Source organism: Streptomyces sp. NPDC002845 (genome assembly GCF_053591955.1).
Genome location: NZ_JBSFUU010000061.1, coordinates 13,483 through 37,287, shown reverse-complemented (window position 1 = coordinate 37,287; position 23,805 = coordinate 13,483). Strand labels below are relative to the sequence as shown.

The following is a 23,805-nucleotide window of genomic DNA, read 5'->3' as shown; positions in this document are numbered from 1 at the left end:
GGGGTGGCGCCTACCTGCTGTCCGTGGTCTCGCTGGGCTGCAGGCGCTCGTCCCGATCGGGCTCCGGATCGGGCATCTTCGCGGCGAACAGTGCCGCCAGCGTGACGACCGCCAGGCCGCTGGCGACCAGGGATCCGGCGGTGATCGAGGTGGCGCTCATCAACGGCCCGAAGAGGAAGGGCGAGACGAACTGCCCACCGAACATGGCGGTGGCCATCAGCGAGGAGGCCAGACCTCTGTGTCCGACAGGGACGGTGCTGTCGATCAAGACAGTGAGGGTGGGCAGCGCGATGCCCGACCCGATGCCGGTCAGGGCCGGGACCAGCAGGAGGAGCGCGGGGTGGTTCACCGTCCCGAACAGGACCAGACCAGTTGCCCACATGGACACGGCAATTCGGATCAGGGCCCCGTAGCTCAGGGACTTGCGTGCCCTCGCGTAGGACATTCCGACCAGGGTGGCTGTCACCGAGGATGTGATCACCGAGTAGACGGCTACCAGGAGCGGGGCCTCGATGCCGATCTGGGCCAGGCGCTGCGGCAGGAAGACGGCGAATACGGTCGTCATCAGGCCGGTTGCAACGCAGAGCCCGAGAAACCCCAGGAGGGGCACATTCGTGCGCAGCATGCGTACAGCCCCGCGATTGCTGCGCCCCTGTGGGACCGTGGATGTCTTGGGCAGCACCCGCAGGACTGCGATGCCCAGCGGAATCCCGATCAGGTAGATCGCGAACGGAGTGTGCCACGAAAACCCGCCGAGGGCTCCCGCAAGCAGCGGCCAGATGAAGCCGCCCACGGTGGTTGCGGTGGTGCGCCACCCCATGACCTGGTCGCGCAGCGGACCCTGGCAGTAGGACAACAACGCCACGGTCGTGCCGGTGAACACCGCCCCGGCGCCGATCCCGAAGAGGAACCGGCTGGCGATCAGCGCCGGAAACGACGTGGTGACCAGGCCGGCTCCGCCGCCCAGCGCGTACAGCAGGAGACCGCCTGTCAGAGGCCCGCGAACTCCCCACCGGTCAAAGGCCCGGCCCACGAGCGGCCCCAGGACGGCCATCGCCAGACCGTGCGTGGTGATGATCAGGCCGGCCTGCGTGCCGCTGATGCCGAGATCGCTGCGGATGACCTCCAGCACGGGCGCGACGATCGCGCCTCCCAGTACGCCGAGGGTAGAGGCGAACAGGAGCGTGAACAGCAGTGTGTTGGGGGGCCGGGCTGCACCACCCGGGTCGGGCGCGGCTGAATCGAGCATGCGAATCCGGCTCCTCGATCGGCGAACTGCGGTGCGCGAGGGCGCGTCAAGGCGCTGTGCGGCCAGGAAGCGGGTTCTGCGTCAGCTGCGGTGCAGTGCGGTCAGGCGCTCGAGCACGGGGACGATGTCGGCCGGGCTCGGGGACGCCAGCATGTCCTCGTGTAGCTGTGTGCAGCCGTCCTGGAAGGTAGGTTCGTCCAGGATCCGCATCAGTTGGCTCTTGAGCGCGTCCACCGAGAACTGATCGCGTTCCAGGGCGAGTCCCGCACCACGGTCTACCACGTACTTGGCGGCTGGCCCCGAGGCGCCGTTGTCCCACGAACTGAGTGCGCCGGTGATCAGCTGCGGCACCTTTGAGGCCACGGCTGCCCCGAAGGTTCCAGGTCCTCCGTGGTGGATGACCGCCGAACAGGTCGGCAGCAGCAAGTCCAGAGGCAGGTACTCAACCGGCCGCACGTTGTCAGGCAGTTTGCGGCTCGTGTCGAGTTGGTCGGAGTTCAGCGTGGCGACCACCTCGATGTCCAACTCGGCGAGCTGCTCGAGCAGTTCGGAGAGCGGGATTCCGCTGGCGATGAGCCGTTCGCGACCGCTGAGGCCTACCGTCAGGCACACCCGGCGGCACACGGGGCTTTCATGCAGCCACTGCGGGACCGTGACCGCCCCGTTGTAGGGCACCGGGCGGACGGGGACGAAACGGACGTCGATGGGCAGCTGCATCCGCGGCGGTGTGGGGTCCACCGTCCACTGGCCGGTCATCATCTCGTCGTCGGCGGCGAACCCGAAGCGTTCCACCATCGGCTGAATCAACTCAAGGATCGGGTCCGAGCGCTGTGGCCCCATGCGTTCGCGCACGATCTCCCTGCTCCAGGCCCAGTAGTCCACGCCGATCATGAGGCGCGCATGAGCGGCCCCGCAGGCGCGCGCGGCGACTGCTCCGGCGTAGAACGAGGCATCCCACAGCACGAGATCCGGTTTCCAGCTGCGGGCGAAGTCGACGAGGTCATCCACCATCGGCCGGTCCCCCGCGTGGGCCGGTTCGCCCGGATAGAACTTCGACAGCACGGGGAGGATTCGGTTGCCGAAGAATTCCCACAGGAGACCTTCGTCCGGACTCAAATTCAGGGCGCTGGTCAATTCGGCCAGCTTCGCCTTGTCCAGCAGCGGGGTGGGCGGAAGTTCCTCGGCCTCTCCGAGCTGTACCGCGGTAAGGCCCGCTCCTGTGACGGCTTCGGCCATCGTGGGATAGGTGGCGACCCGTACCTCGTGCCCGGCGCTCTGCAGCGCCCACGCGATGGGGACCAGAGGGTAGATGTGTGTCGTCGACGGCCATGCAGCGATCATGATTCGCATTGAGCTTGACTCTCCGTTCGAGCGGCTGCGCTCTCGCGCACGGACGCGGCGTTCGCGGGCTGTCAGGGCTTGCGCGCCACACCGGCGTAGAGGTTGGAGCGCTTGGCCTGCTGCTGCGAGCCGTCCGGCCGCCAGCTGGGCACGTAGACCAGGCCTGGCTCGATGAGGTCGAAGTTGCCGAAGAGCCGCAGAACTTCCTCGCGGGTGCGCGGGACGATCGGCGTGCGTCCGCTGTCTTTGAACATGGCAATGGTCTTCTGCATGGTCTCGGGGTCGTTGTCCCAGGTGAAAGACGACAGCGCCAGGTAGCTGCCGGACGCCAGCGCCTCCCGGTAGCGCGTGGCCAGTGCCCAGGGATCGTCCTGGTCGTTGAGGAACTGGGTCACGCCGAGCATCAGGAGTGCGAGGGGCTGGGAGAAGTCGATCAGTCGGCGGGTTTCCTGGTGGTTCAGGACCGCTTCAGGCTGGCGGACGTCGGCCTCGATGATGGCGGTGTTCTCGTTTCCCTGCAGCAGTTGCTTCCCGTGTGCCACAGCTGCGGATTCGATGTCGACGTATACCACCCGGCAGGCGGGGTCGGCCTGCTGGGCCACTTCGTGCACATTGCCCAAAGCCGGGATGCCGGAGCCGAGGTCGAGGAACTGGGTGATGCCTTCGCCGGTCAGGAAGTTCACCAGCCGGTGCAGGTAGTCCCGGTTCTGCCGGGACATGACGTTGGCCGGCAGTACGGTCAGGACCTGCTTTGCCAGCTGGCGGTCGGCCTCGAAGTTATGCGGGCCGCCCAGAAGGTAGTCGTAGGCGCGCGCGGCGCTAGGCGTGGCTTGGTCGATTCCCGCCGGGATCCAGTCCGCTGATGTGGTCACCGTGGTCTCCTCGTGTACTTCACTCAGGTGCGCCGGGCGGACGCGGGGCCGAACCACCGCTCCAGCGCAGTGGTCACAGGGGTTTCGCTGCCGGGAGATGTCCACGCCACATGACCGTCAGGGCGGATGAGCACGGCGGTGGTGTGGGCCAGCGGACTGCTGCTGGAGGGCTCGTGCACGGTGGCCGGCACGATGTCCACCCGGTCCGACCAGTTGTTCGCGGTGCTGCGTAGTCCTGCATCGGGAGCGAGGACGAGCAGGACGCCGCGGGCCGGATGCAGCAGTTCGGCCGTGCTGGTCTTGTTCGTCCCGCAGACCAGCTCGGTAGGTGGCATGCGACGGCCGAGCAGCGAGTGGCTGCCGGGGTCGATGTCGTAGCGGATTTCCAGGCCGGACACCATGCCGGCCAGATGGCGGGAGACGACGTCGTGACGGACCAGTTCGGACATGAGTTCGCGCAGCGGCTGCATCTCGTCGCCGCTGAGGAAGAGCAGTCCCTGGGCCTGGACGTTCGTCAACAGCCGCTGGCCCACGGGGTGTCGTTCGGTGTGGTAGGTGTCCAGCAGGTCCGGCGGTGCGCTGCCCTTGACCACGGCGGCCAGTTTCCAGCCGAGGTTCACCGAGTCCTGGATGCTGGTGTTCATGCCCTGGCCGCCGGCCGGGAGATGGATGTGGGCCGAGTCTCCGGCCAGCAGCACCCGGCCACGACGGTACTCGGTCACCTGACGGGCCGGGTCGCCGAAGGCGCTCACCCAGACCGGCGTGCCGTGGGAGATGTCCTGTCCGGTCAGTTGCTGCCATGCGGCGGCGACTTCGGCGAAGGCCGGCGGCTCGGCGCGACGCCGGGGCGGGCGGCCCTGTTCACAGACGATGATGCGGTCGATGCCGTCTTCCAGCGGCGCGGACATCACCATGCCGCCGGGCACGGTCTCACCGATCAGGCGCGGGGTGATGTCGCAGCCGCGGATATCGGCCAGGAACATCTCCCGGGTCGGTGCGGTGCCGGGGAAGTCGAAGCCGGCGGACTTGCGCACCATGCTGCGGCCGCCGTCGCAGCCCACCAGGTAGGCGCTGCGCAGGTGGTGCTCTGTCCCGTCGGCACGAACGGTGACGGCGACGCCTGCACCGTCGTCGGCCACCGACAGGACTTCGTGTCCCCTGCGGATGTCTGCGCCCAGGCCGTGCGCCCAGGCTTCCAGCACAGCCTCCGTGCGCGATTGGGCAACGCCCTTGACACCGTAGTGCGCCCCGTCCAGCAGTGAAAAGTCCACCGGAACACCGCCGAAGTGCCCGAGGGTATGGGTCTGGATGTCGCCGAAGCCGGACAGCAGCCCGCGCTGGTCGAAGACCTCCATCGTTCTTGCCGAGAAGCCCAGTCCGCGGGACTCCCCCGTGGGCTTCGGGTGTTTCTCCAGGACGATGACGTCGACGCCCGCCAGCCGCAGTTCACCGGCGAGCATCAGCCCGGCCGGTCCAGCGCCTACCACAATCACCGAGGTGTCCATGAGGCTCCCAGTCCCAGATCAGGAAGAATCGGCAGGTGCTTGATCAGGCGTCGTAGGGATGCTGGCGCCGTGCCTGCCGAAGCGCCTCGGCCCACCACGTGAGCTGGTCAAGCATCGTCTTGGCAGCCGTGTTGCATCCGTCCGGATCATTGGGCTGGCCGTCCTCGCCGAAGACGGAGAACCCGCCGTGGAAGCTGACCGTGTCTCGCATGGTGACGGCGTGGAGTTCGGCGAAGACCTGGCGCAACTGTTCCACTGCCCGCAGGCCGCCGGCGATGCCGCCGTAGGAGACGAAGGCGACTGGTTTCGCACGCCATTGGGTGAGGTGCCAGTCGATGGCGTTCTTCAGCGCTGCAGGAAAGCTGTGGTTGTACTCGGGTGTCACGATGACGTACGCGTCGGCGGACTCGATGCGCGGGCTGATCTGCTCCAGGCCAGCAGCGGTGTCCTTGGACGGGGAACGTGTAGGCCCGGAAAGCCCCAGCGGAATATCCGCGAGATCGATCACGTCGAGTTCCAGGTCTTCTCGCTGCCCGGCCTCGCCGACGAACCAGCTCGTCACCGTCGGACCGAATCGGCCGTCGCGGACGCTGCCGACTATTACAGCGAGGCGGATTGGCTCAACCGACATGATTTCCTTTCATGGTTACGGGAAACCGGGCCTCTTCAGGGAGAAACGACAAGGGCCGGGATGCGAAGGTTTCCGGTGCGTCAGAAAATCTGTGACCGGGGGTGCGGAATCCCCTGGAACAGGGGTGAGTTCTCCCGCCTGGGACAGCGCTCCGGAATCTAAGGACAAGCTTCTTCGGAAGCAGCCTTGCGGGTCAAGGCTGCTTCTAGAAGAGCTCGACAAGCCACTGCAAAGAGAGTGTTAAGTGCGGGCGTCCACGCCCGTGCCGGGCATGCTGCGGCCGCCTGCTTCCGGGTCTTGAGCCTGTTTCCATGCCCATTGTCTTCCTCCGAAGCGGCCCATCAGGGGTCGCTCGACGAGCGTGTACAGGCCCCACGAGCAGACGACAGAGGCAGCGAGCAGGGCAGTGGCCCACAGGACCTTGGCGACGGGGTTCGCCGTCATGGACTCCAGCCCGACCAGGTGTTCCGTGGCCGACATCACGAGTGCGTGGACAAGGTAGAAGGCGAACGAGATCTCTCCGAGCCATACCAGGAAGCGGCTGCTGAGGAGAGATTTCCTGGCCCGCACGTCACGGTTCGCGAAGGCCACGATGGTCAGTGCGAACGGCACGACCAGCGCAGCGGCCACGCTGAACAGGAACGGTCCGTACACGGCCAGCGGCGCCGCGGCGCACCCCGCCAGGAGAGCGTGTCTGGGCTTGATTCCTTGCAGGAGGTTCTCGCGCACCATCCGGGCGAGGAGCATTCCCAGGGTGAACTCGAGCAGCCGGGTGCCCGGGAAAACGTAGACAAACCAGTGCTGGTGAAGACCGACCCCCAGATCTGCAAATTTCGGAGTACCGGTGATCAGTAGGACTGCTATGAGGGGAACGGCGGCGATCGCGGCTGTGTTCAACGAAGCCCAGCGCGCCAGGCGGCTCACCGGGATTTTGCGGATCGCCGGTAAGAGGAGGGGGAAGCAGAGATAGAAGACCAGCTCGCAGGAGAGCGACCAGGACACTCCGTTGACGCTGGTGTGGACGTCAAAGCTGGGGAGCCAGGAGTGGATGAGTAAAACGCTGGGGACGGCCTGGCCGGTGGTCACGGTTCCGCCGGTCCACAGGATCAGCAGGAGTGCCAGCGCCCACGTCACCAGGTGGTTGGGGTAGATCTTCACCATCCTGCGCCGCCAGAAGCTGCGCGCGGTCGATGCAGGACCCGCCGACCAGGTGAGAACGAAGCCGCTGAGCAGGAAGAAGAACGCCACACCGGCCGATCCGGCAACCACAGCGGCCCGGGTGACGACCGCCTGTGAGTCGCCCGCGAACCAGAACGTGTAGTAGACGTGTGAGAGGAAGACGGAGAAGGCCGCGAAGAAGCGCAGGCCGGTGAGTGTCGGCAGTCTCGGCGTGCTGAAGGATGTTTCCACGCTGTCGTTTCCCGTCGTCGTGTGCGCTGTTGGAATGCGTGCGTGGTGCGGGCCCGCGGGCGGCTGGCTACTGCGGCGGGTTGCCGTGCTTTCGCGCCGGCAGATCCGCGTGCTTGGTGCGCAGCATCGCAAGGGCGCGGATCAGCACCGCCCGTGTCTCGCGCGGATCGATGACGTCATCGATCAAGCCACGTTCGGCGGCGTAGTAGGGGTGCATCAACTCGGCCGCGTACTCCTTGATTTTCTGTTGCCGCACGGCCGCGGGGTCCTCGGCTGCACTGATCTCACGTCTGAAGATGACGTTCGCCGCACCCTCGGCGCCCATCACCGCGATCTCGTTGGCCGGCCAGGCCAGGGCGAGGTCCGCGCCGATGGAGCGGGAGTCCATGACGATGTAGGCACCGCCGTACGCCTTGCGCAGGATGACGGAGATTCTCGGCACTGTGGCGTTGCAGTAGGCGTAGAGCAGCTTGGCTCCGCGGCGGATGATCCCGCCGTGCTCCTGGTCGACGCCCGGCAGAAAGCCCGGGACGTCGACCAGGGTGACCAGAGGGATGTTGAAGGCATCGCAGAGCTGGACGAAGCGAGCGCCCTTCTCGCTGGCGTTGATGTCCAGCACTCCGGCGGTGGAGGCGGGTTGGTTGGCGACGATCCCCATGACCTGGCCGTCCATCCGGGCTAGCGCACAGATCATGTTGGTGGCCCAGGCGCTTTGGATTTCCAAGTACTCGCCGTCGTCGACGATTTCCTCGATCACGGCGCGGATGTCGTATGCCTGGTGTCCGTCGGCGGGGACGAGATCCACCAGGGAGTCGACGGGGCGATCAGCGGGGTCCTCGCTGGGGAAGGCGGATGGCAGTTCGCGGTTGTTCTGTGGCAGCAGCGAGAGCAGGTAGCGCACTTCGTCGAGGCATGTCTGCTCGTCGTCGTATACAAAGTGTGCTGCGCCCGAGGCCTCGGCGTGGACATCGGCGCCGCCCAGTTTGTCCTGGGTGATCTGTTCGCCGGTTACCGCCGCCACGACGTCCGGTCCGGTGATGAACATTTGCGAGGTCGTCCGGACCATGAACACAAAGTCGGTGAGGGCAGGTGAGTAGGCGGCTCCGCCGGCGCAGGGCCCGAGCATTACGCTGATCTGGGGGATCACGCCGGAGGCTTTGGTGTTGCGCTGGAAGATGCCGCCGTAGCCGGCCAGGGCCGCAACACCTTCCTGGATCCGTGCTCCGGCACCGTCGTTGAGGGACACCAGGGGCGCGCCAGCGGCCAACGCCATATCCATGATTTTGTGGATCTTCGCGGCATGGGCTTCGCCCAGGGCGCCTCCGAAGATGCGGAAGTCATGGGCATAGGTGAAGACGGTGCGACCGTACACCGTGCCCCAGCCGGTGATGACGCCGTCTGTGTACGGCCGCTTGTTCTCCAGGCCGAATCCTCTGGCCTGGTGCCGGCGCAAGGGCTCGACTTCGGTGAACGAGCCCTCGTCGAGCAGGAGATCAATACGCTCGCGGGCGGTGAGTTTGCCCTTTGCGTGCTGGCGTTCGGTGGCGGCCGGGTCAGGTCCCTGGTGGGCGGCGCTCTTGCAGTCGGCGAGTTCGTTGAGTCGGTCGGAAGCGCTGGGGTCTGTGCCCGTGGTCGTCATCGTGTTCCCCTTCGCTGGTGAGGCCTGTCCACCGGACCCGGTGGTGCTCCCAGCCGCTGGTCAACGGCCGTGCCGGTAGCGTTCAGGGTTTTGGCCGGGTTTCCTCTGGGCCGGTGGAGCAAGAGCAGTTGGGCGTCCGGGCCCGGAATCAGCCGCCAGCAGGGCGGTGGCCAGGGAACGCAAAGGAGTCATGTCGCACGTCTCCGATGCCTGGTGGTGTGCAGGCCCGTGAGTGCGGTGATCAGCCCTACGGCGCCGATGGCGGTGATGAGTAACGCGGCTGGCCGGTTGCTGTGGCCGTGAGCGGCCAGTGCGGCGACCAACGGCAGCATCAGGACAGCCCCGAGCTGTACGGCGGTTTGGTAGAGCGGCACCGCCAGCGCGCGATCTGCCACGGCGATCTCGGAGGTGGCTTGCATGTTCAGTGCGGCGAAGGCGCACATGAAGCCGATGCCCATCAGCAGGAGGGTGGGCAGCACAGCGAGGTAGGAGCCGGGGTCGGGCTGGAGCAGGTAGAGCGCGTGGCCGAGTACTGGCGTGAGCGCACCGGCCGCGATCAGGCGGGGCGTGCCAAAGCGCTCGACCATGCGTGCGGCGAACATGACGGAGACAGCCAGCGGCAGGCACGCCGGGAGGAGGGCCAGGGCAGTCTGGGCCGGCGTCCAGTCCAGCTGGCGCTGTCCCTGGAAGGTAATGAGCAACAGCAGTGCGAGGTAGGTGCCGTTGAGCGTGGCTGCTCCCAGGGCTGAGCGGACCAGCGCGCCGTTGCGCAGCAAGGCGGTCTTCCATCGCGGCACTGGCTGGGGCTCGGTCGGATCACTGGGGATGAGCCGCAGCCCGGCCAGGAGCAGGGCCAGAGCCAGAGGGGCGGGCAGCAGAAAGGTCCAGCGCCAGCTGAGGCCGGTGAGGGCCCCGGACAGCAGCAGTCCGATGGTGAACCCGGCAGCGCCGAACATGGAGTAGACGGCGACGGCTCTGCGCTGGTGCGGGCCCTGGCTGAACGTGGTGCTGATGATGGCGAGTCCGGTGGGTGCGGTCAGTGCGGCGCAGGTTCCTTTCACAACTCGGGTGGCGATCAGCACGGTGGCGCTGTCGGTCATCCCGCCGGCGACGGAGGCCGCGGTGAAGACGAGCAGTGCGGTCAGGTAGACGCGGCGGCGGCCCCAGCGGGCGGTCACGCGCGGGGCCAGCAGCAGGAAAGCGGCGAAGCCGAGTGCGAAGCCGCTCATCACCCACTGCACGCCCCAGAGTGTGAGTCCCAGGTCAGCTGCGATGGAGGGCAAGGCCACGAGTACCACGGAAACTTCGAGGGCGTCGATGAGCATGTTCCCGGCAAGGACGAAGAGCAGGGCCCACCGGCGCAGCTCCCAGGGGGCGGGGGCTGATCCGGGCTGGGGCGAGGAGAGCATTGCCATGGTTCGGTGCCACCGCCATAGATCCGGTCGATGCGGGAGGTGGGCACGGGCCGGGCGCTCCGTGCGGAACAGGACGTGCGGTCCGGCCCGTGGCTGTTTCCGGCGTCTGCCGTGTCAGCCCAGCAGGCTTCCGCCGCTGGCGTCGATGAAGGCACCGGTGATCCAGCGGGCCTCCTCGGTGGCGAGGAAGGCCACCACGTCGGCGACGTCGGCCGTCTCACCGACCCGGTTGAAGGCAGACAGCTGAGCCATCTGTTCCACGGCCTCGGGCATGTCGAAGACGGGGCTGCCGTTGTTGGTGATTCCCGGCGCGACGCTGTTCACCGTGATCCGGCGCGGGCCGAGGTACTTCGCGAAGTGCAGGGAGAGCTGCTCGATGGCGCCCTTGGTCATGGCGTAGGCCACCTCCTGCGGATTGGCGACCCGGGTGAGTCCGGAGGAGATGTTGATGATGCGGCCGCCGTCCGGGATCGTCTTCAGAGCGCGCTGCACGATGAAGAACGGTGCCTTCGCATTCACCGCGACGAGCTGGTCGAACAGCTCGGCGGTGACCTCCTCGGGGGCTACACCGCCCATGACGGCAGCGTTGTTGACGAGGATGTCGAGCGTGGTCGCGCCGGTTCGCTCCTTCAGCGCCTGCTCCAAGCCGAGGAACAGTTCGTGCACGTCCCCGTTGGTTCCAAGTTCTGATCCGATGGCGAAGGCGCAGCCTCCCTCCCCTTCGATGACGGCGACGGTGTCCTCGGCCGCTTCCTTGTTCGTCCCGTAGTGCACGGCGACCAGGGCGCCCTCACGGGCCAGCCGTATGGCCGTGGCCCGGCCGATGCCGCGGCTTGATCCGGTGACGAGCGCGTTTTTGCCGGTGAGCTTGCTCATATCAGGTCTCCTGCGGATTGGGGGACGAGTGCTGTTGTGCTCCTGGGCTGCTGCGCGGGTGTCGAGGCCGCTGATCATCTGGGCCAGATGGCGACGCACTACGTCGATGTCCATGAGTTCCCTGAAGACCGTGCGGATGGCCTCCACCTCCGGGCCGCCGAGGAGCAGTTGCGTCTGGGCCTCGATGTTGGTGAGGGCGCGTGTTCCTACCGGGTGACGCTCGTGGTGGTAGGCGTCCAGGAGGGTGTCTGGGGCATGGCCGGTGACGTGTGCGGCGAGTTTCCTGCCCAGAGAGGCGGCGTCCTGCAGACCGAGGTTGAGGGCCTGGCCCCCGACGGGCATCTGGGCGTGTGCTGCATCGCCGGCAAGGAGCACGCGCCCGCGCCGGTAGTGGGTGGCCTGGCGGCTCACATTGCCGAAGGAGTTGAGCCATAGGGGGTGCCCGCCGGCGATGTCCTCGCCGGTCACCCGCAGCCAGGCCTGGCTGACGTCGTCGAGGCTGGGGGGCTCTTCTCGCTGTCGGGCGGTGTGCCCGTATTCGTGGACCATGACGCGCGTGCTGCCGTTGGGCCAGCGGTGCGCGGTGGCCATCCCTCCTGGGTGCCTCTCGAAGCGCCGGTCGGGCACGTCGATGCCTTCGATGTCGGCGCGGAGCATCTCCTTGGTGGCGTCGGTGCCCTCGAAGCCGAGGCGGGCCAGGCGACGCACGGTGCTCGACTCTCCGTCGCAGCCCACCACGTAGGAGGCGGTCAGCCGGGTGAGCTGGCCCTGGGGTCCCACCGCTTCGACCTCGATGTGGCCACGGTGCTCGGTCAGGCCGGTCACTGTGTGCTGGCGCCGGACGTGCGCTCCCAGTTGCACGGACCACTGCTGCAGCACGGCCTCAAGCCGTGTCTGCGGGCACTTCCATTGTCCGGCGTAGGGGTGCGCGAGGTCTGCTGCCGTCAGATCGAGCGGGATGCCGCCGAAGTGGCCGATGCCGCCGCTGGGCAGAGGGCCCAGCCGTTCGAGTAGGCCGCGCGCGGCGAAGAGTTCCATCGTGCGGGCATGCAGCGTGGACGCCCGGGACTCCGTGGTCGGCGCGGCCAGTTGCTCAAGCACCGTCACCCGGGCGCCGCCGGTGCGCAGTTCCCCCGCCAGAAACAGCCCCACCGGCCCTGCGCCCACGACGATGACGTCCGTGTCAGGGGTGCTGATCATGCGTCATCGCTTCATGCTCTCCGCATACGCCTTGGCGTGGCCGAGGGTGGCGCGGCTGTTGGTGCCCAGGGCGTTGCGGATGAAGTCGCGGGCTTCGGACAGCCCTGCGGCGGGGCCGAGCACCGTGGTGATGTTTTCGGGATTCAGCGCCACGGTGTGCTGGGAGGTGGCGGTGGTTGTGCCGTCGGGCTGCTCGTTCAGCTCCCAGTAGCCGGTGTGCAGGTTCAGCAGAGCCGGCAGGGTCGTCTGCTTGTAGGCGATCTTGTGGTGCGGGAAGCAGACGCGTACCGATTCGGTGGTGTGCACCGATCCGTCCTTGGTCTGGGTGTCCATCCGCAGCACCTGCAGGCCCGGGGTGTCTTCACGCAACGAGACCTCGGCGACATGCGGCAGCCGGTCCTTCCACAGATGGGCTTCGTTGAGGAAGTCGTAGACGTCCTTGGCCGAGCCGTTGATCTGGACACGGTCCTCGAAAGAGAGCCTCATCTGGGGTGAGGAGAGGGCCAGTTCGGCGTTGGTCTTCAGGGCCGCCAGTTCGGATCGGCTGTTGCGGTCCACGGCCGTGTCGATCCAGTCCAGCTTCTCGGGGTCGTCTTCGACGGCCCGGTAGTCATGCAGCAGCCGTACCCGGGAGGCCGCCTGGCTCAGCGGCTCGACGATCCAGGTGCCGCCCATCGCGGCGACCGGCGGGCTGGAGACCTCTTGGCGGAAGTCGATGCGCAGTGCTTGAGGGTCGAGGGTGCGGTGGGAGGTCCAGTTCTTGGCCTGTCCGTTGGCGGTCGCCCAGATACGGATCCGCTCCTCCGCATCGCTGCGTTCGACGTAGTCGACGTAGACGGAGGGAGGGAAGATCTGGGGCCAGTTGGCCACCTCTGCAATGAGGCGGTAGACGTCTTCGGCCGGCGCATTGACCGTCGTCTCGTGTTCGACCTTGCGGGTCATGGTCGTTCTCCTTCGAGTGCGGTCAGAAGTTGCCGAGGCCACCGCAGACGTTGAGGGCTTGTGCGGTGATGGAGGCGGCGGTGTCGGTGGCCAAGTAGCCGACGAGGCCGGCGACTTCCTCGGGGGTGGAGTAGCGGCCCAGGGGAATCTTCGCCTGGAACCTCTCGAGGATCTGCTCCTCGCTCGTCTGGTACGCGGCGGCATAGCCCTGGCGCACCCGCTGGGCCATGGGGGTCTCCACGTAGCCGGGGCACACGGCGTTGACGGTGATGCCGGTCGGGGCGAGCTCGTTGCCGAGAGCCTTGGTGAAGCCGACGACTCCGTGCTTGGACGCGGAGTAGGGGGCGCCGAGGACGACACCTTGTTTGCCTGCGGTGGAAGCGATGTTGATGATGCGGCCGCGGTCCTTGTCGCGCATGCCGCCGGTGTTCAGTACTGCGTGGGTCGTGAGGAAGACGCTGTGCAGGTTGGTGGCGATGACGTCGTACCAAAGCTCGGCGTCGATGTCCGCGGTGGGTCCGCCACCACTGCGTCCGGCATTGTTGACCAGCACATCTACGGTGCCGAAGCGGTCGACGGCAGCTTGGACCAGCCGCTGAATGTCTGCCGGGGAACTCACGTCGCAGGCCGCGCCGTCCACTTCCAGGCCCTCGTCCAGGAGTTCCTTGACGGTGCGGGTCACGCTGTCTGCGGTCCGGGCGCAGATGAAGACCCGGTGCCCCTGTTGGGCCAGCAGCCGGGCGACGGCGAGGCCGATGCCGCTGGTGGCTCCCGTGACGAGGGCGACCTTGGGGTCTTGCTGTGTCATGTCTGTCTCCTGAATGAAGGGCGTGAGGCCGAAGGGCCGACGGGGCGCAAGCTCTGCCGCAAGTGGGCGGCCGAAAAGGGAGAGGGCCGCACGGTGCGGGGCCGCCGGGCGGTGGTCAGGCGCGCTGCGGAGCTGTCAGCCGCTCGTTGACTGCGGCGATCAGGGCGCGCGGTGTCTGGCCGCCGGTCAGGATGTCGTCCTCGAGGGCGATGCTGTACTCGCGCTCGATCCGGCTGACGGTCTCCAGGAGGGCCAGGGATTCGTAGCCGAGGTTCCCAAAGCCGGTATCGAGAATGTCGCCTTCGAAGTCGGTTTCTTCCTCCGCGCCAGCGCCTTCACGCAGGATGCGCTTGAGATCTTCGAGGGTGAATGAAGCAGCAGGCATGGCTGTCCTTTCAGCGGTGTCGGTCAGGGCTGGCCTCCCGCTGCGGGTCAGCGGGAGCTGGACCGCACGACCATCGCGGAGTTGAAGCCTCCGTAGCCGCGGGCAATCACCAAGACGGCGCGCACCGAGGCAGGCCGGGGACGGGTGGCGACCAGGTCGATGTCGTACTGGTCCGAGAGAGAGGTGTGCACGGTCGGTGGGATTACGCCGTCGCGGATGGCGAGGAACGCCGTGGCCAGGTCGAGCGGCGCGGCGCCGGAGTACAGCCGTCCCGTCATCGTCTTGGGGGCGGTGACCGGCACCCCGCGCGGGCCGAACACCTTGGTGATGGCTTCGGCTTCGACGCGGTCCAGGTCGGGTGTGGCGGCTGCGTCGGCGATGACGGCGTCGACGGCCGTGGGGGCCAGTTCCGCGTCGTCAAGCGCCTGTTCGATCGCCCTTTGCAGGCCGGGGCTGCGTCCGCTGCCCGGTTTGGGGTCGAAGGTGGAGCCGTAGCCGGCGATCTCCCCGTAGATGCGGGAGGCGCCGCGTCGGCGGGCGCTCTCCTCGGCCTCCAGGACGAGCAGGGCTCCCCCCTCCCCCGGCACGTGTCCGCTGGCTGAGGCGTCGAAAGGGAGATAGGCACGGGTCGGGTCCTCAGCGGTACTGAGGAGGTCGCTGGCCATCTGAGCGACCCAGCCCCAGGGGCAGATGGAGGCGTCGAGAGCGCCGGAAAGGACCAGTGCGGTGCCTTTGCGGATCTGCCGGCGCGCCTGTGCCACCGCATCCAGCCCGCCGGCCTGGTCGCTGACGACTACCCCGCTGGGGCCGCGCATGCCGTTGCGGATGGAGATCTGACCACTGTTGACCGCATAGAACCAGGCAAAGGACTGATAGGCACTCACGTACTGGCTGCCCTTGCTCCACAGGGCCTTCAGTTCGTTCTGGCCGAACTCGAAGCCGCCCGAGGAACTGGCGGTGATCACGCCCATGTCGTACTCGTCGAAGTCGGCCGGCTGGACGTTTGCGTCCGTGAGGGCCCACTGCGCACTCGCCAGGGCGAGGCGGGTCATACGGTCGGTCTGCGCGAGCAGTCTGCCCGGCAGATACTCCTCGGCCACGAAGCCTGCGATCTCTCCGGCGAGTCGGGCCGGATAGGAGGAGGGGTCGAAACGGGATATGCGGCCGATACCGCTGTGTCCCTGCCGGGTCGCGTCCCAGAACTCCTGGGCGCCCAGGCCGTTGGGCGCTGCGACCCCGAGCCCGGTGACGACCGTCCTGGTGGTCGCGGCGGCGCTCATGGGGTTGCCCTCTCGGGACGGGCCAGCACGATGGCGCTCTGGAAGCCGCCAAAGCCGCTGCCGACGGACAACACTGTGTCGGTCTGCCAATCGCGTGCGGTCACCGGCACATAGTCGAGGTCGCATTCCGGGTCGGGCGTATGCAAGTTGGCCGTGGGCGGCACGACGTTGTGCTCCATGGCCAGGACCGATGCGGCGATCTCGATTGATCCGATGGCGCCCAGAGAGTGGCCGACCATCGATTTGATGGAGCTGACCGGTGTCCGGTAGGCGTGGTGGCCCAGACTGTGCTTGAAGGCAGCAGTCTCGTGCCGGTCGTTCTGCTTGGTGCCCGAGCCGTGTGCGTTGATGTAGTCGATGGCCTCCGCGTCGAGGCGCGCCTCGGCCAGAGCGACCCGGATCGCTTCGGCCATCTCGCGGCCGTCGGGGCGCAGGCCGGTCATGTGGAAGGCGTTGCTGCGCGTGGCGTAGCCGGCGATCTCGGCATAGATGTGTGCCCCACGCCGCTTGGCCTCTTCCAGTTCCTCCAGGACGAAGACGGCCGATCCCTCACCCATGACAAAGCCGTTGCGGCTGGCGTCGAAGGGGCGGGAGGCGTACTCGGGATCATCGTTGCGCGGTGTGGTCGCCTTGATCGCGTCGAAGCAGGCCACGGTGATCGGTGAGATCGGGGCGTCGGCTGCGCCGGCGACCATCACGTCGGTAGTTCCTTCGCGGATGAGCTCGGCGGCGTATCCCACAGCGTCCAGACCTGAGGTGCAGCCCGTGGAGACTACTGTGCTGGGCCCCTCGGCGCCGACTGCCCAGGCGACTTCGGCCGCGAACGAGCTGGGGACGAAGTAGTTGTAGAGGTGCGGCACGGCGTAGCGGTGGTCGACCAGTTCCAGCTGTCCGCCGTCGCTGACGGTTCGGTATTCCTGGTCGAGGCCCGTCGTGGCGCCGACGGCGCTTCCGATGGTCACGCCTGTGCGGTGCGGGTCCAGTGAAGCGAACTGCAGGCCGCTGTCGGTGACCGCCTCCCGCGCGGTGACGACGGCGAACTGCGCGGCCCGGTCCATCCGCCGGATTTCTTGCGGGCTCAGCCCGGCCAGCTCGGCATCGAAGTCCACCTCCGCTGCTATCTGTGAGCGGAAGGGCGAGGGGTCGAAGAAGGAGATGCGGCGGGTGGCGGTGCGTCCGTCGGTGAGCAGTTGCCAGAAGTATTTGCTGCCGATGCCGCCGGGAGCGGTGACTCCGATGCCGGTGATGACGACCCTGCGGCCGGTGGTCCCCGTCACAGGGCACTCCAGTGATAGAAACGCTGCGCCATCGCATCGGCCGGTGACCGCCAGGTGGCGGGGTCGTAGGGGTCGATGAACGGCTTCAGGTCCTCGCTGATGCCGATGAACCGCGGGTCCGTCTTGGCCTGTTCGATGCGCTCGCCGCCGTCCTCGGTCTCGAAGTCCTGGAGGTGGAAGTAGAGGCCTTTGTACGAGTAGAGCTGGCGGCGCCTGGTTCCCATCCGGTGCGGCATCTCTGTGGCGTCGAACTCCGTGAAGAGACGGACCACGTCCTGGGCCGAGCCGAGCTCCATGCGGGCCACGATCAACGTGCTGTGCATCTGTCCCTCTCCTGGTTGGGCTTGATGGGTGCTCATCGGGCGGGGCCGAACCAGCGGCCCAGGGCCGTGGGAAGGTCGTGGTGGGCCCCGGGTGCGGCCCAGGCGACATAGCCATCCGGGCGTACGAGCACTGCGGAAGTGTTGGCGAGGATGCCCTCGCCGGCGGGGGGCGCCGCAGTCACGACATCGACCCGGTCCGTCCAACGGGCCGCCCTGCGGCGGAGTTGGGCATTGTCTTGGAGGTCGAGGAGCACCCCCCGTCCCGGATGCAGCAGTTCGGCGCTGCTGGTCTGGCGTCCTTGCACTGCCAGATCGAGGGCGGGCATGCGCAAGCCCAGCAGCGGATGGCGGCCCGCGCCGACGTCGTAGCGGATCTCCAGGCCGGACACCATGGCAGCGAGATGACGGCTGACTTCCGGGTAGCGGATGAGCTCGGCCATCACGTCGCGCAGCGGCTGGACCTCGTTGCCGCTGAGGAAGAGCAGTCCCTGGGCTTGTGTGTTCATGAGTAGCCGCTGGCCCACGGGGTGTCGTTCGGTGTGGTAGGTGTCCAGCAGGTCCGGCGGTGCGCTGCCCTTGACCACGGCGGCCAGTTTCCAGCCGAGGTTCACCGAGTCCTGGATGCTGGTGTTCATGCCCTGGCCGCCGGCCGGGAGATGGATGTGGGCCGAGTCGCCGGCCAGCAGCACCCGGCCACGACGGTACTCGGTCACCTGACGGGTAGCGTCGCCGAAAGCGCTGACCCACACAGGCTCGGCGTGCGAGATGTCGATGTCGGTGAGTCGCTTCCAAGCATCGGCCACCTCCGTGAACGGCGGTGGAGCTGTTCGCCGCTGCGGCGGGGTGCCCCGCTCGCAGACGATGATGCGGCTTACTCCTCCGCCCAGTGGGCCGACCATGACCATGCCTCCGGGCACGGTCTCGCCGATCATCCGCGGTTGGAGGTCAACCCCCTTGATATCGGCGAGGTACATCTCCATTGTTGCGGCCGTGCCGGGGAAGTCGAAGCCTGCTGTCTTGCGCACGCGGCTGCGGCCGCCGTCGCAGCCGACCACGTAGGCGGTCTGCAGCCGCTGCTCCCCTTTCGCTCCCCGGGTCAGGATCTCCACGGCGCCACCGAGGTCGCTGAGCGAGACGAACTCCTGGCCTCGCCGGATGTCGGCGCCCAGTCCGCCGGCCCAGGCCTCGAGGATGGCCTCGGTTGCGGACTGGGGCACCGACTTGGCGGCCTGATGTGCGCCGTCTAGGACACCGAAGTCCACTGGCAACCCACCGAAGTGCCCCAGGTTGCTCGTCTCTATCTCTCCGAAGCGGGGCAGCAGTCCCCGTTGGTCGAAGACCTCCATCGTACGGGCGGTGAAACCGAGTCCGCGTGATTCGCCTGTCGGCTCCGGGAGGCGTTCGACGACAATGACGCTCACCCCAGCCAGGCGCAGTTCGCCAGCGAGCATAAGCCCTGCCGGCCCGGCACCAACAATCACAACCGAAGCGTCCATAAACCTCTCCCGACTAACCGATGGAATACTTCAAGCTGCACTCAAGTTCAGATTCTCGGGCCGCCTGGGAACCAGCTTCTTCAATTACTGGAGAGCGGAGCGCGAGGTGACCACTGCGCCTCAAATCTGCAGGTCAAATGGTCTCATCTTCTGATGCACCGGACCGTCTCGGCACCTGGAGACAGCTCTGCGGAAGCTACGAAATAGCTTCTTCGCCACATCTCCTCTCGTCAAGACACCTCCTTGAAGAAACCCACAAGAAGATGTCAAGCAACCGTTAAGCCGCTGGAGAGACGGGAATTAACGCATGGCCCGAATGAATAACTCATGGCATTATTCTGCCGTCGCACTGCCTTCCGGCATTCACCCCGTCCGGCAGGCTGCGGAGAACTCGTCGAGGGAGAGCAGAACGTGGAGAGCGAATCGGTCCGCCTGAGGGTGACGACCCGCCTGTGCGCAGGAGAAGGGTGCCGGGCACGCGAGAGGCAGGGACGGTGCCGGCGGCTCACGGAGGGGCCCTCTCACTTGTGCGCCCCCTGCCGTGGCCACTTGGTCGCCGACTTGAACCGCCTTCCCGGGTTGTACCAGGCCTGCGCGGAGATCCTTGGCGGCAACAGGCCGCCGGGTGGACTGCGCGAGCGGACTTCGGGCGGAGCACTGCCCGGCCTGCCTTTCAATACCGCGGCGGCTGACGCGCGCGCCGCGACGGTTGCGGTGCTCGGTTCCTGGGCCGGGCTGATCGTCCAGAAGCGGAGGGTTCACCCACCGTCCAGGACCGTCGACGCCCTGGCCGCTTTCCTCATTCGTCACAGCGACTGGTTGTGCACACACAGCACGGCTGGTGACGCTTCGCGGGAGGTGGCACGGCTGACACGTAGGGCGCAGAACGCGGTCGACCCCGCCCACCGCCGGGTGAGTGTCGGACGTTGTCCGGAGTCAGGCTGCGGCGGGATCCTTAGAACGGTCGTACACCCCAGCGCTCCGGCCGGCTCAGGGCAGATACGGTGTGATGCCGATCCGGCACATCTGTGGTCGGGACACCAGTGGGCACAGCTGGGGCAGCGCCTGCGGGGCACCGGCAGCCCCTCTCCCGCCTGGCTCACCGCCGCTGACATTTCCCGCCTGTGGAACATCCCCACCGGCAGCGTCTACCGGCTTGCCAGCCAAGGCCAGTGGCGCCGACGCAGCAGGCGAGGCCGCAAGCTGTACCACGAGGACGATGTGCTGCAGTCTCTCGACAAGCATCACTCTCGGTCCGCATAGGACGTCGGCCGGTCAGCACACAAAGGCGCCGCAGCCCATCGACAGGCTGCGGCGCCTTCCTGCCCATCGGCCTAGGCGCACCCGAACCGGAATCCGACACCCCTGACGGTGAGAATCCAGGTGTTCGAACCGAGCTTGCTCCGCAGCGCGCTGACGTGGGTGTCGATGGTGCGGCTCACCCGCTTCCCCAGCGTGTGGGCCATCGGATTGCCCCAAAGTTCGGCCATCAGCTGCTCGCGTGTGATGACCGCACCAGGATGACTGGCCAGATAGTGAAGCAGCTCGAACTCCATGCGGGTCACTTCGACCAGCTCGCCGTCCAGCCAGACCTCCCGGCCGACAGCGTCGATCGTCAGCGGACCGCACTCGATGGTTCCGCCTTGGCGAACACCCCTCTGCGGACGGACACGCCGCATGACCGCCTCAATGCGGGCTATCAGCTCCCGGAACCCGTACGGCTTGCCCAGGCAGTCGTCGGACCCTGCCTGAAGACCCAGAACGCGGTCGAGTTCAGTACCACGGCCGGTGAACGCGATGATGGGCGTGTCGCTGGCCGAGCGGATGCGGCGGCACACTTCCAGACCGTCGATGTCGGGCAACTCAAGGTCCAACAAGACCAGTTCCACGTCGCGGTACGCCGCCAAGGCCCCCGCCCCCGTGGTGACACTGACCGTCTCGTACCCATAACGTCTGAGCCCACAAGCCAGCGACTCCGCGAGCTCGGCCTCATCCTCCACCACGAGCACCTGCATGGCATCCCCCAGGGTCTGTCGCCAGCCGAACAGTGGCGACTGATGGCTACCTGCCTTGAGGGTCGGCCCACGTCCCTGCCAACCCGTTGCGCGCGCCAGCATCATAACAAACCATCATATCTGTTTTTAACGTTTCATCAGTTTTTCTCAAGGGTTCCTTGACTGTCGCTCGGCCTCGCGCCACTGGGGTCACGGGCGCGCGGAGGACTCAGCCACCCCCCTGAACTGGCATTATGTTCCGTTCACGACAAAGAAGTAGACGCAAAACCGTCTATCAATGGCGGAAACCTAACCGTACTGAGGTGTTGGTTTCACTCGGAAGGCGGGGGCAGAATGACCCTCAACCATCCAGGATGCGACGGACAGCCATGCCGTCCGGACACACAACTTCAAGAAGGACAGGTGCCGCCCATGCAGGTACGTGCCGCGCGAACCCGTCAGGCCCTGGTTGATGCCGCCGCCCAGTTATTTGACAGCGAGGGCGCAAAAGCGACGGATCTGCTCGACATCAGCCGCAGCGCAGGGGTGAGCAGGGGCGCGTTGTACTTCCACTTCGAATCCAAGAACGCTCTGGCCACCGAGGTCTGGCAAGAGGCGCGCCGCCATCTTCGCTCCCTCGCCTGCACCCACCCCACCGAGCCGCACTCTTCCCCGGAGTCGGTTGGCCGCTTTGCCGTCGCAGTGGTGCAGCACCTGGCACAGGACCCGGTGCTGCGAGCGGGGATGCGCCTTGAGGTCGAGGGGGACATCGGCCCCGAGAGCGCGGTCCTTCCCCTCAGGGAGGAATGGCTTGGCCTTCTACGGCGGCACTTCGGCGGTCTGGACGACAAGCCGGCCACGTCTGATCTGCTGACGGCCGTGACGGTCGGGCTTGAGACTCTGGGCCGCAGGGACCCCTATTGGTGGGAGCAGAAGACGGTATCCGCCGTGTGGGAACTGCTCGGTGCTCAAGTTCGCACAGAGACATGAAGGCGGGCGGAACCGAGAGTTACAGCTTGGGCCCCAACTGCTGGCCTTCGCCTGCGGCTTCACTTCTGGTCAGACGGAAGGGAGGACGCCCGGCGCAGCGTGCTCTCAAAGAGCAGGCTTCCGTTCTGGTGCGCCTTGACGTGCACGCCCGGGCAGGCGGGGTCGTCTGTCTCACCGTCGGCCGTGATGACGCAGGGGGTGTCGAACTCCGCGTACCGGTGAAAGACGGATTCCATGGAGACCGCCTCGAAGCTCAGCGGGTAGGCGCGAGCCGCCGCAGCCTGCTGAGCCGCCTCAAGCAGGACCATCCCGGGGATGTGGTCGACTGGATGGTCAAACAGGATCGGGTGACGCGCATCTGTGCGCACCTCCCAGCGTTCTTCGCTCTCCGTGGGGGCGAGCACCACCTCCATCGGATGATTTCGCCCCACGAGCTGAGGGCTGATGGGTGGAGCCAGGCCGTCCGACGGCGGCGTCGCAGCCAACCGGGCGCCGCGCAACCGCTCGTAGACCGCGGGAGCCATACTGACGAACGCGGCGTATCCGGTCGCCACCGCCCCCTCGGCGGACCAGATGGTGGCGTCCACGCGGAAGCCGCTGACCCGCTGACCTCGCCGAGAGATGTCCGAACACGATAGATCCAGCGTGAGTTCCTGGGGCACTGAGCCGACCTCCAGGCCTTCAGGTAAAACCGTATGCCCCATTTGCGTCAGAACGAAGTGATAGCCAACAGGTATACGGTACTCAGCGTGAGCAATTACCATACCGGCTTGACGGATTGACTCAGCGACAATGAGAGGGTCGTGCCGCCCTCTGGACAACGGGGCGAACAGGACATGCGATCTGGGCCACTGGGCGGTGACACGGAAGTCCTCCGCGCCGAGCCGGGTCCAGCCCGTGACAAAGACCTCTGCCAGTGCGGCACGGTGAACCAGTTCACGGGGCACGGTACTGGATAGCGTCTGGCCGGAGACCACCGAGGGGATCCCCTCGATCCGCACGCTGGGCGGGGCGGGAACCGTGGGACGCGGTAAGGGAGTTGCGATGGTCAAGACTGTCCCCGTTTCGGCAGGTTCGGTATGCGGGCTGGTCCCCGACTTGCTACAAAGTGCGAGCGTGTTGGTTTCTTTTCTCCACGCCATATGAGGGCTGGATTGCTGCGCGAGCTGCCGTCGCGTTGCGACAGCGGAAGAGAGGGAGGCAACGATGGCGCGCCAGGAAAGGGCGACGCGGACCCGTCAGGAGATCCTCCGGGCGGCTGGCGAAGTGTTCGCCGCACTCGGCTACGACGCGACGACTATCGCGGACATTGTCAAACAGTCGGGAGTGACCAGGGGCGCGCTGTACTTCCACTTCGAATCCAAGAACGACGTGGCGCAGGGACTGCTGAACGCTCAGGTGGAGTCTGTGCCACGCCCCCCCGTGACGGAGCTGCGTCTGCAGTCCGTGGTCGACCGGGGCATGCTGCTCGCCTACCTCATGCCGCGGGACCCGCTGGTGCGGGGCAGTGTCCGGCTGGCCCTGGACCGCAGGAACTGGCCTGGCGCAGACCATAAGAAGCCCTATCTGGATTGGATACGAGAGGTAGAGCGGGATCTGAACGCTGCGAAAGAACACGGTGAGCTACTGCCCTATGCAGCGCTCGAGCAGACTGCCGAGTTGCTGGTGGGGGCATTTGCCGGGCTCCAGCTCATGTCTCACGTTCTGTCCGGTCTCAGTGATCTCGAAGAACGAGCTTCCGTGCTGTACAGCACGGTGCTTCCAGCGATCACCACCCCTACCGTCCTGGGGCGTCTGGACATCTCCCCGGGGCGCGGGGCACGAGTCATGGCATCTGTGGTAGCAACGCGCGCCGCGGCCGGCGACCTGCGCTGTGAGAACGAGTTGGCCGAAAGCCCTGGGAAAAGGACTGCCGGAGCGGGGAGTTGATGTGGCGCCCGTTCCTGCCGATGGGTGCGCCGTGACCCGTGACCGGCGGGCGAGGGCACGTCCGACTCCGCCATCACGCTGCGTCCGGCTCATCGCAGACGGCGGGGCGGATCCTGGATGCGGTACCCAACGTGTCCCTACTCACCGCGCGGCAGGTGGTATCTGAGCCCTGCCGACCGACGATGTGAGCGTGGGTGATTTCGTCGGCCATGGCGCCTCCCCGATCGTGCACTCTGCAGAACA

20 protein-coding genes are annotated in these 23,805 nt (G+C 66.8%); 2 read left to right on the top strand and 18 right to left on the bottom strand.

From position 1 onward, the window contains the following. Window positions 1-10: 10 nt before the first annotated feature. From ACWD3C_RS33950 to ACWD3C_RS33870, 17 genes are all read right to left on the bottom strand, one after another. The gene (locus ACWD3C_RS33950) at window positions 11-1,249 is read right to left on the bottom strand and encodes an MFS transporter (RefSeq protein WP_451150013.1); all 1,239 of its coding nucleotides are present in this window, start codon (window positions 1,247-1,249) and stop codon (window positions 11-13) included. 81 nt (window positions 1,250-1,330) lie between these two features. Further along, a complete protein-coding gene (locus tag ACWD3C_RS33945; RefSeq protein WP_451150012.1) occupies window positions 1,331-2,590 on the bottom strand; it encodes an activator-dependent family glycosyltransferase in 1,260 nt (419 codons plus the stop codon). Between the two features lie 71 nt (window positions 2,591-2,661). Then, on the bottom strand, window positions 2,662-3,462 hold the full coding sequence (locus ACWD3C_RS33940) for an SAM-dependent methyltransferase (protein WP_451150011.1): 801 nt from the start codon (window positions 3,460-3,462) through the stop codon (window positions 2,662-2,664). Between the two features lie 23 nt (window positions 3,463-3,485). After that, on the bottom strand, window positions 3,486-4,967 hold the full coding sequence (locus ACWD3C_RS33935) for an FAD-dependent monooxygenase (RefSeq protein WP_451150010.1): 1,482 nt from the start codon (window positions 4,965-4,967) through the stop codon (window positions 3,486-3,488). Between the two features lie 43 nt (window positions 4,968-5,010). Beyond that, window positions 5,011-5,598, bottom strand: coding sequence for an NADPH-dependent FMN reductase (locus tag ACWD3C_RS33930; RefSeq protein WP_451150009.1), 588 nt, complete (start codon window positions 5,596-5,598; stop codon window positions 5,011-5,013). A 240-nt stretch (window positions 5,599-5,838) separates the two neighbouring features. After that, a complete protein-coding gene (locus ACWD3C_RS33925; protein ID WP_451150008.1) occupies window positions 5,839-7,008 on the bottom strand; it encodes an acyltransferase family protein in 1,170 nt (389 codons plus the stop codon). Between the two features lie 67 nt (window positions 7,009-7,075). Then, window positions 7,076-8,647 carry an acyl-CoA carboxylase subunit beta gene (locus tag ACWD3C_RS33920; RefSeq protein WP_451150007.1) on the bottom strand — a complete coding sequence of 524 codons (1,572 nt, stop codon included), beginning with the start codon at window positions 8,645-8,647 and terminating at the stop codon, window positions 7,076-7,078. Window positions 8,648-8,835: 188 nt separating this feature from the next. Then, window positions 8,836-10,062: an MFS transporter gene (locus ACWD3C_RS33915; RefSeq protein WP_451150006.1), complete on the bottom strand. Its 1,227-nt coding sequence runs from the start codon at window positions 10,060-10,062 to the stop codon at window positions 8,836-8,838. Between the two features lie 114 nt (window positions 10,063-10,176). After that, window positions 10,177-12,138, bottom strand: a complete 1,962-nt coding sequence (locus ACWD3C_RS33910; RefSeq protein WP_451150005.1) for an SDR family oxidoreductase — start codon at window positions 12,136-12,138, stop codon at window positions 10,177-10,179. A gap of 3 nt (window positions 12,139-12,141) precedes the next feature. Beyond that, on the bottom strand, window positions 12,142-13,080 hold the full coding sequence (locus tag ACWD3C_RS33905; protein WP_451150004.1) for an aromatase/cyclase: 939 nt from the start codon (window positions 13,078-13,080) through the stop codon (window positions 12,142-12,144). 22 nt (window positions 13,081-13,102) lie between these two features. After that, window positions 13,103-13,888, bottom strand: a complete 786-nt coding sequence (gene fabG, locus ACWD3C_RS33900; RefSeq protein ID WP_451150003.1) for a 3-oxoacyl-ACP reductase FabG — start codon at window positions 13,886-13,888, stop codon at window positions 13,103-13,105. Window positions 13,889-14,003: 115 nt separating this feature from the next. After that, window positions 14,004-14,273, bottom strand: coding sequence for an acyl carrier protein (locus ACWD3C_RS33895; RefSeq protein ID WP_451150002.1), 270 nt, complete (start codon window positions 14,271-14,273; stop codon window positions 14,004-14,006). Between the two features lie 47 nt (window positions 14,274-14,320). After that, window positions 14,321-15,553 carry a ketosynthase chain-length factor gene (locus ACWD3C_RS33890; RefSeq protein ID WP_451150001.1) on the bottom strand — a complete coding sequence of 411 codons (1,233 nt, stop codon included), beginning with the start codon at window positions 15,551-15,553 and terminating at the stop codon, window positions 14,321-14,323. Continuing rightward, a complete protein-coding gene (locus ACWD3C_RS33885; protein ID WP_451150000.1) occupies window positions 15,550-16,830 on the bottom strand; it encodes a beta-ketoacyl-[acyl-carrier-protein] synthase family protein in 1,281 nt (426 codons plus the stop codon). The genes ACWD3C_RS33890 and ACWD3C_RS33885 overlap by 4 nt, the downstream gene beginning before the upstream one ends. Further along, window positions 16,827-17,153: a TcmI family type II polyketide cyclase gene (locus ACWD3C_RS33880; RefSeq protein ID WP_451149999.1), complete on the bottom strand. Its 327-nt coding sequence runs from the start codon at window positions 17,151-17,153 to the stop codon at window positions 16,827-16,829. The genes ACWD3C_RS33885 and ACWD3C_RS33880 overlap by 4 nt, the downstream gene beginning before the upstream one ends. A 32-nt stretch (window positions 17,154-17,185) precedes the next feature. After that, window positions 17,186-18,649, bottom strand: coding sequence for an FAD-dependent monooxygenase (locus ACWD3C_RS33875; protein ID WP_451149998.1), 1,464 nt, complete (start codon window positions 18,647-18,649; stop codon window positions 17,186-17,188). A gap of 1,334 nt (window positions 18,650-19,983) precedes the next feature. After that, complete coding sequence (locus ACWD3C_RS33870) at window positions 19,984-20,769, bottom strand: response regulator transcription factor (RefSeq protein WP_451149997.1); 786 nt, start codon at window positions 20,767-20,769, stop codon at window positions 19,984-19,986. Window positions 20,770-21,075: 306 nt separating this feature from the next. Here ACWD3C_RS33870 and ACWD3C_RS33865 point away from each other — a divergent pair, with 306 nt between their 5' ends. Next, window positions 21,076-21,633, top strand: coding sequence for a TetR family transcriptional regulator (locus tag ACWD3C_RS33865; protein ID WP_451149996.1), 558 nt, complete (start codon window positions 21,076-21,078; stop codon window positions 21,631-21,633). Between the two features lie 59 nt (window positions 21,634-21,692). Here ACWD3C_RS33865 and ACWD3C_RS33860 read toward each other — a convergent pair whose 3' ends face one another. Next, entirely contained in the window at window positions 21,693-22,634 is a 942-nt protein-coding gene (locus tag ACWD3C_RS33860) for a ScbA/BarX family gamma-butyrolactone biosynthesis protein (RefSeq protein WP_451149995.1), read from the bottom strand. Between the two features lie 205 nt (window positions 22,635-22,839). Here ACWD3C_RS33860 and ACWD3C_RS33855 point away from each other — a divergent pair, with 205 nt between their 5' ends. Beyond that, window positions 22,840-23,562: a ScbR family autoregulator-binding transcription factor gene (locus tag ACWD3C_RS33855; RefSeq protein ID WP_451149994.1), complete on the top strand. Its 723-nt coding sequence runs from the start codon at window positions 22,840-22,842 to the stop codon at window positions 23,560-23,562. The last annotated feature ends 243 nt before the right edge of the window (window positions 23,563-23,805 follow it).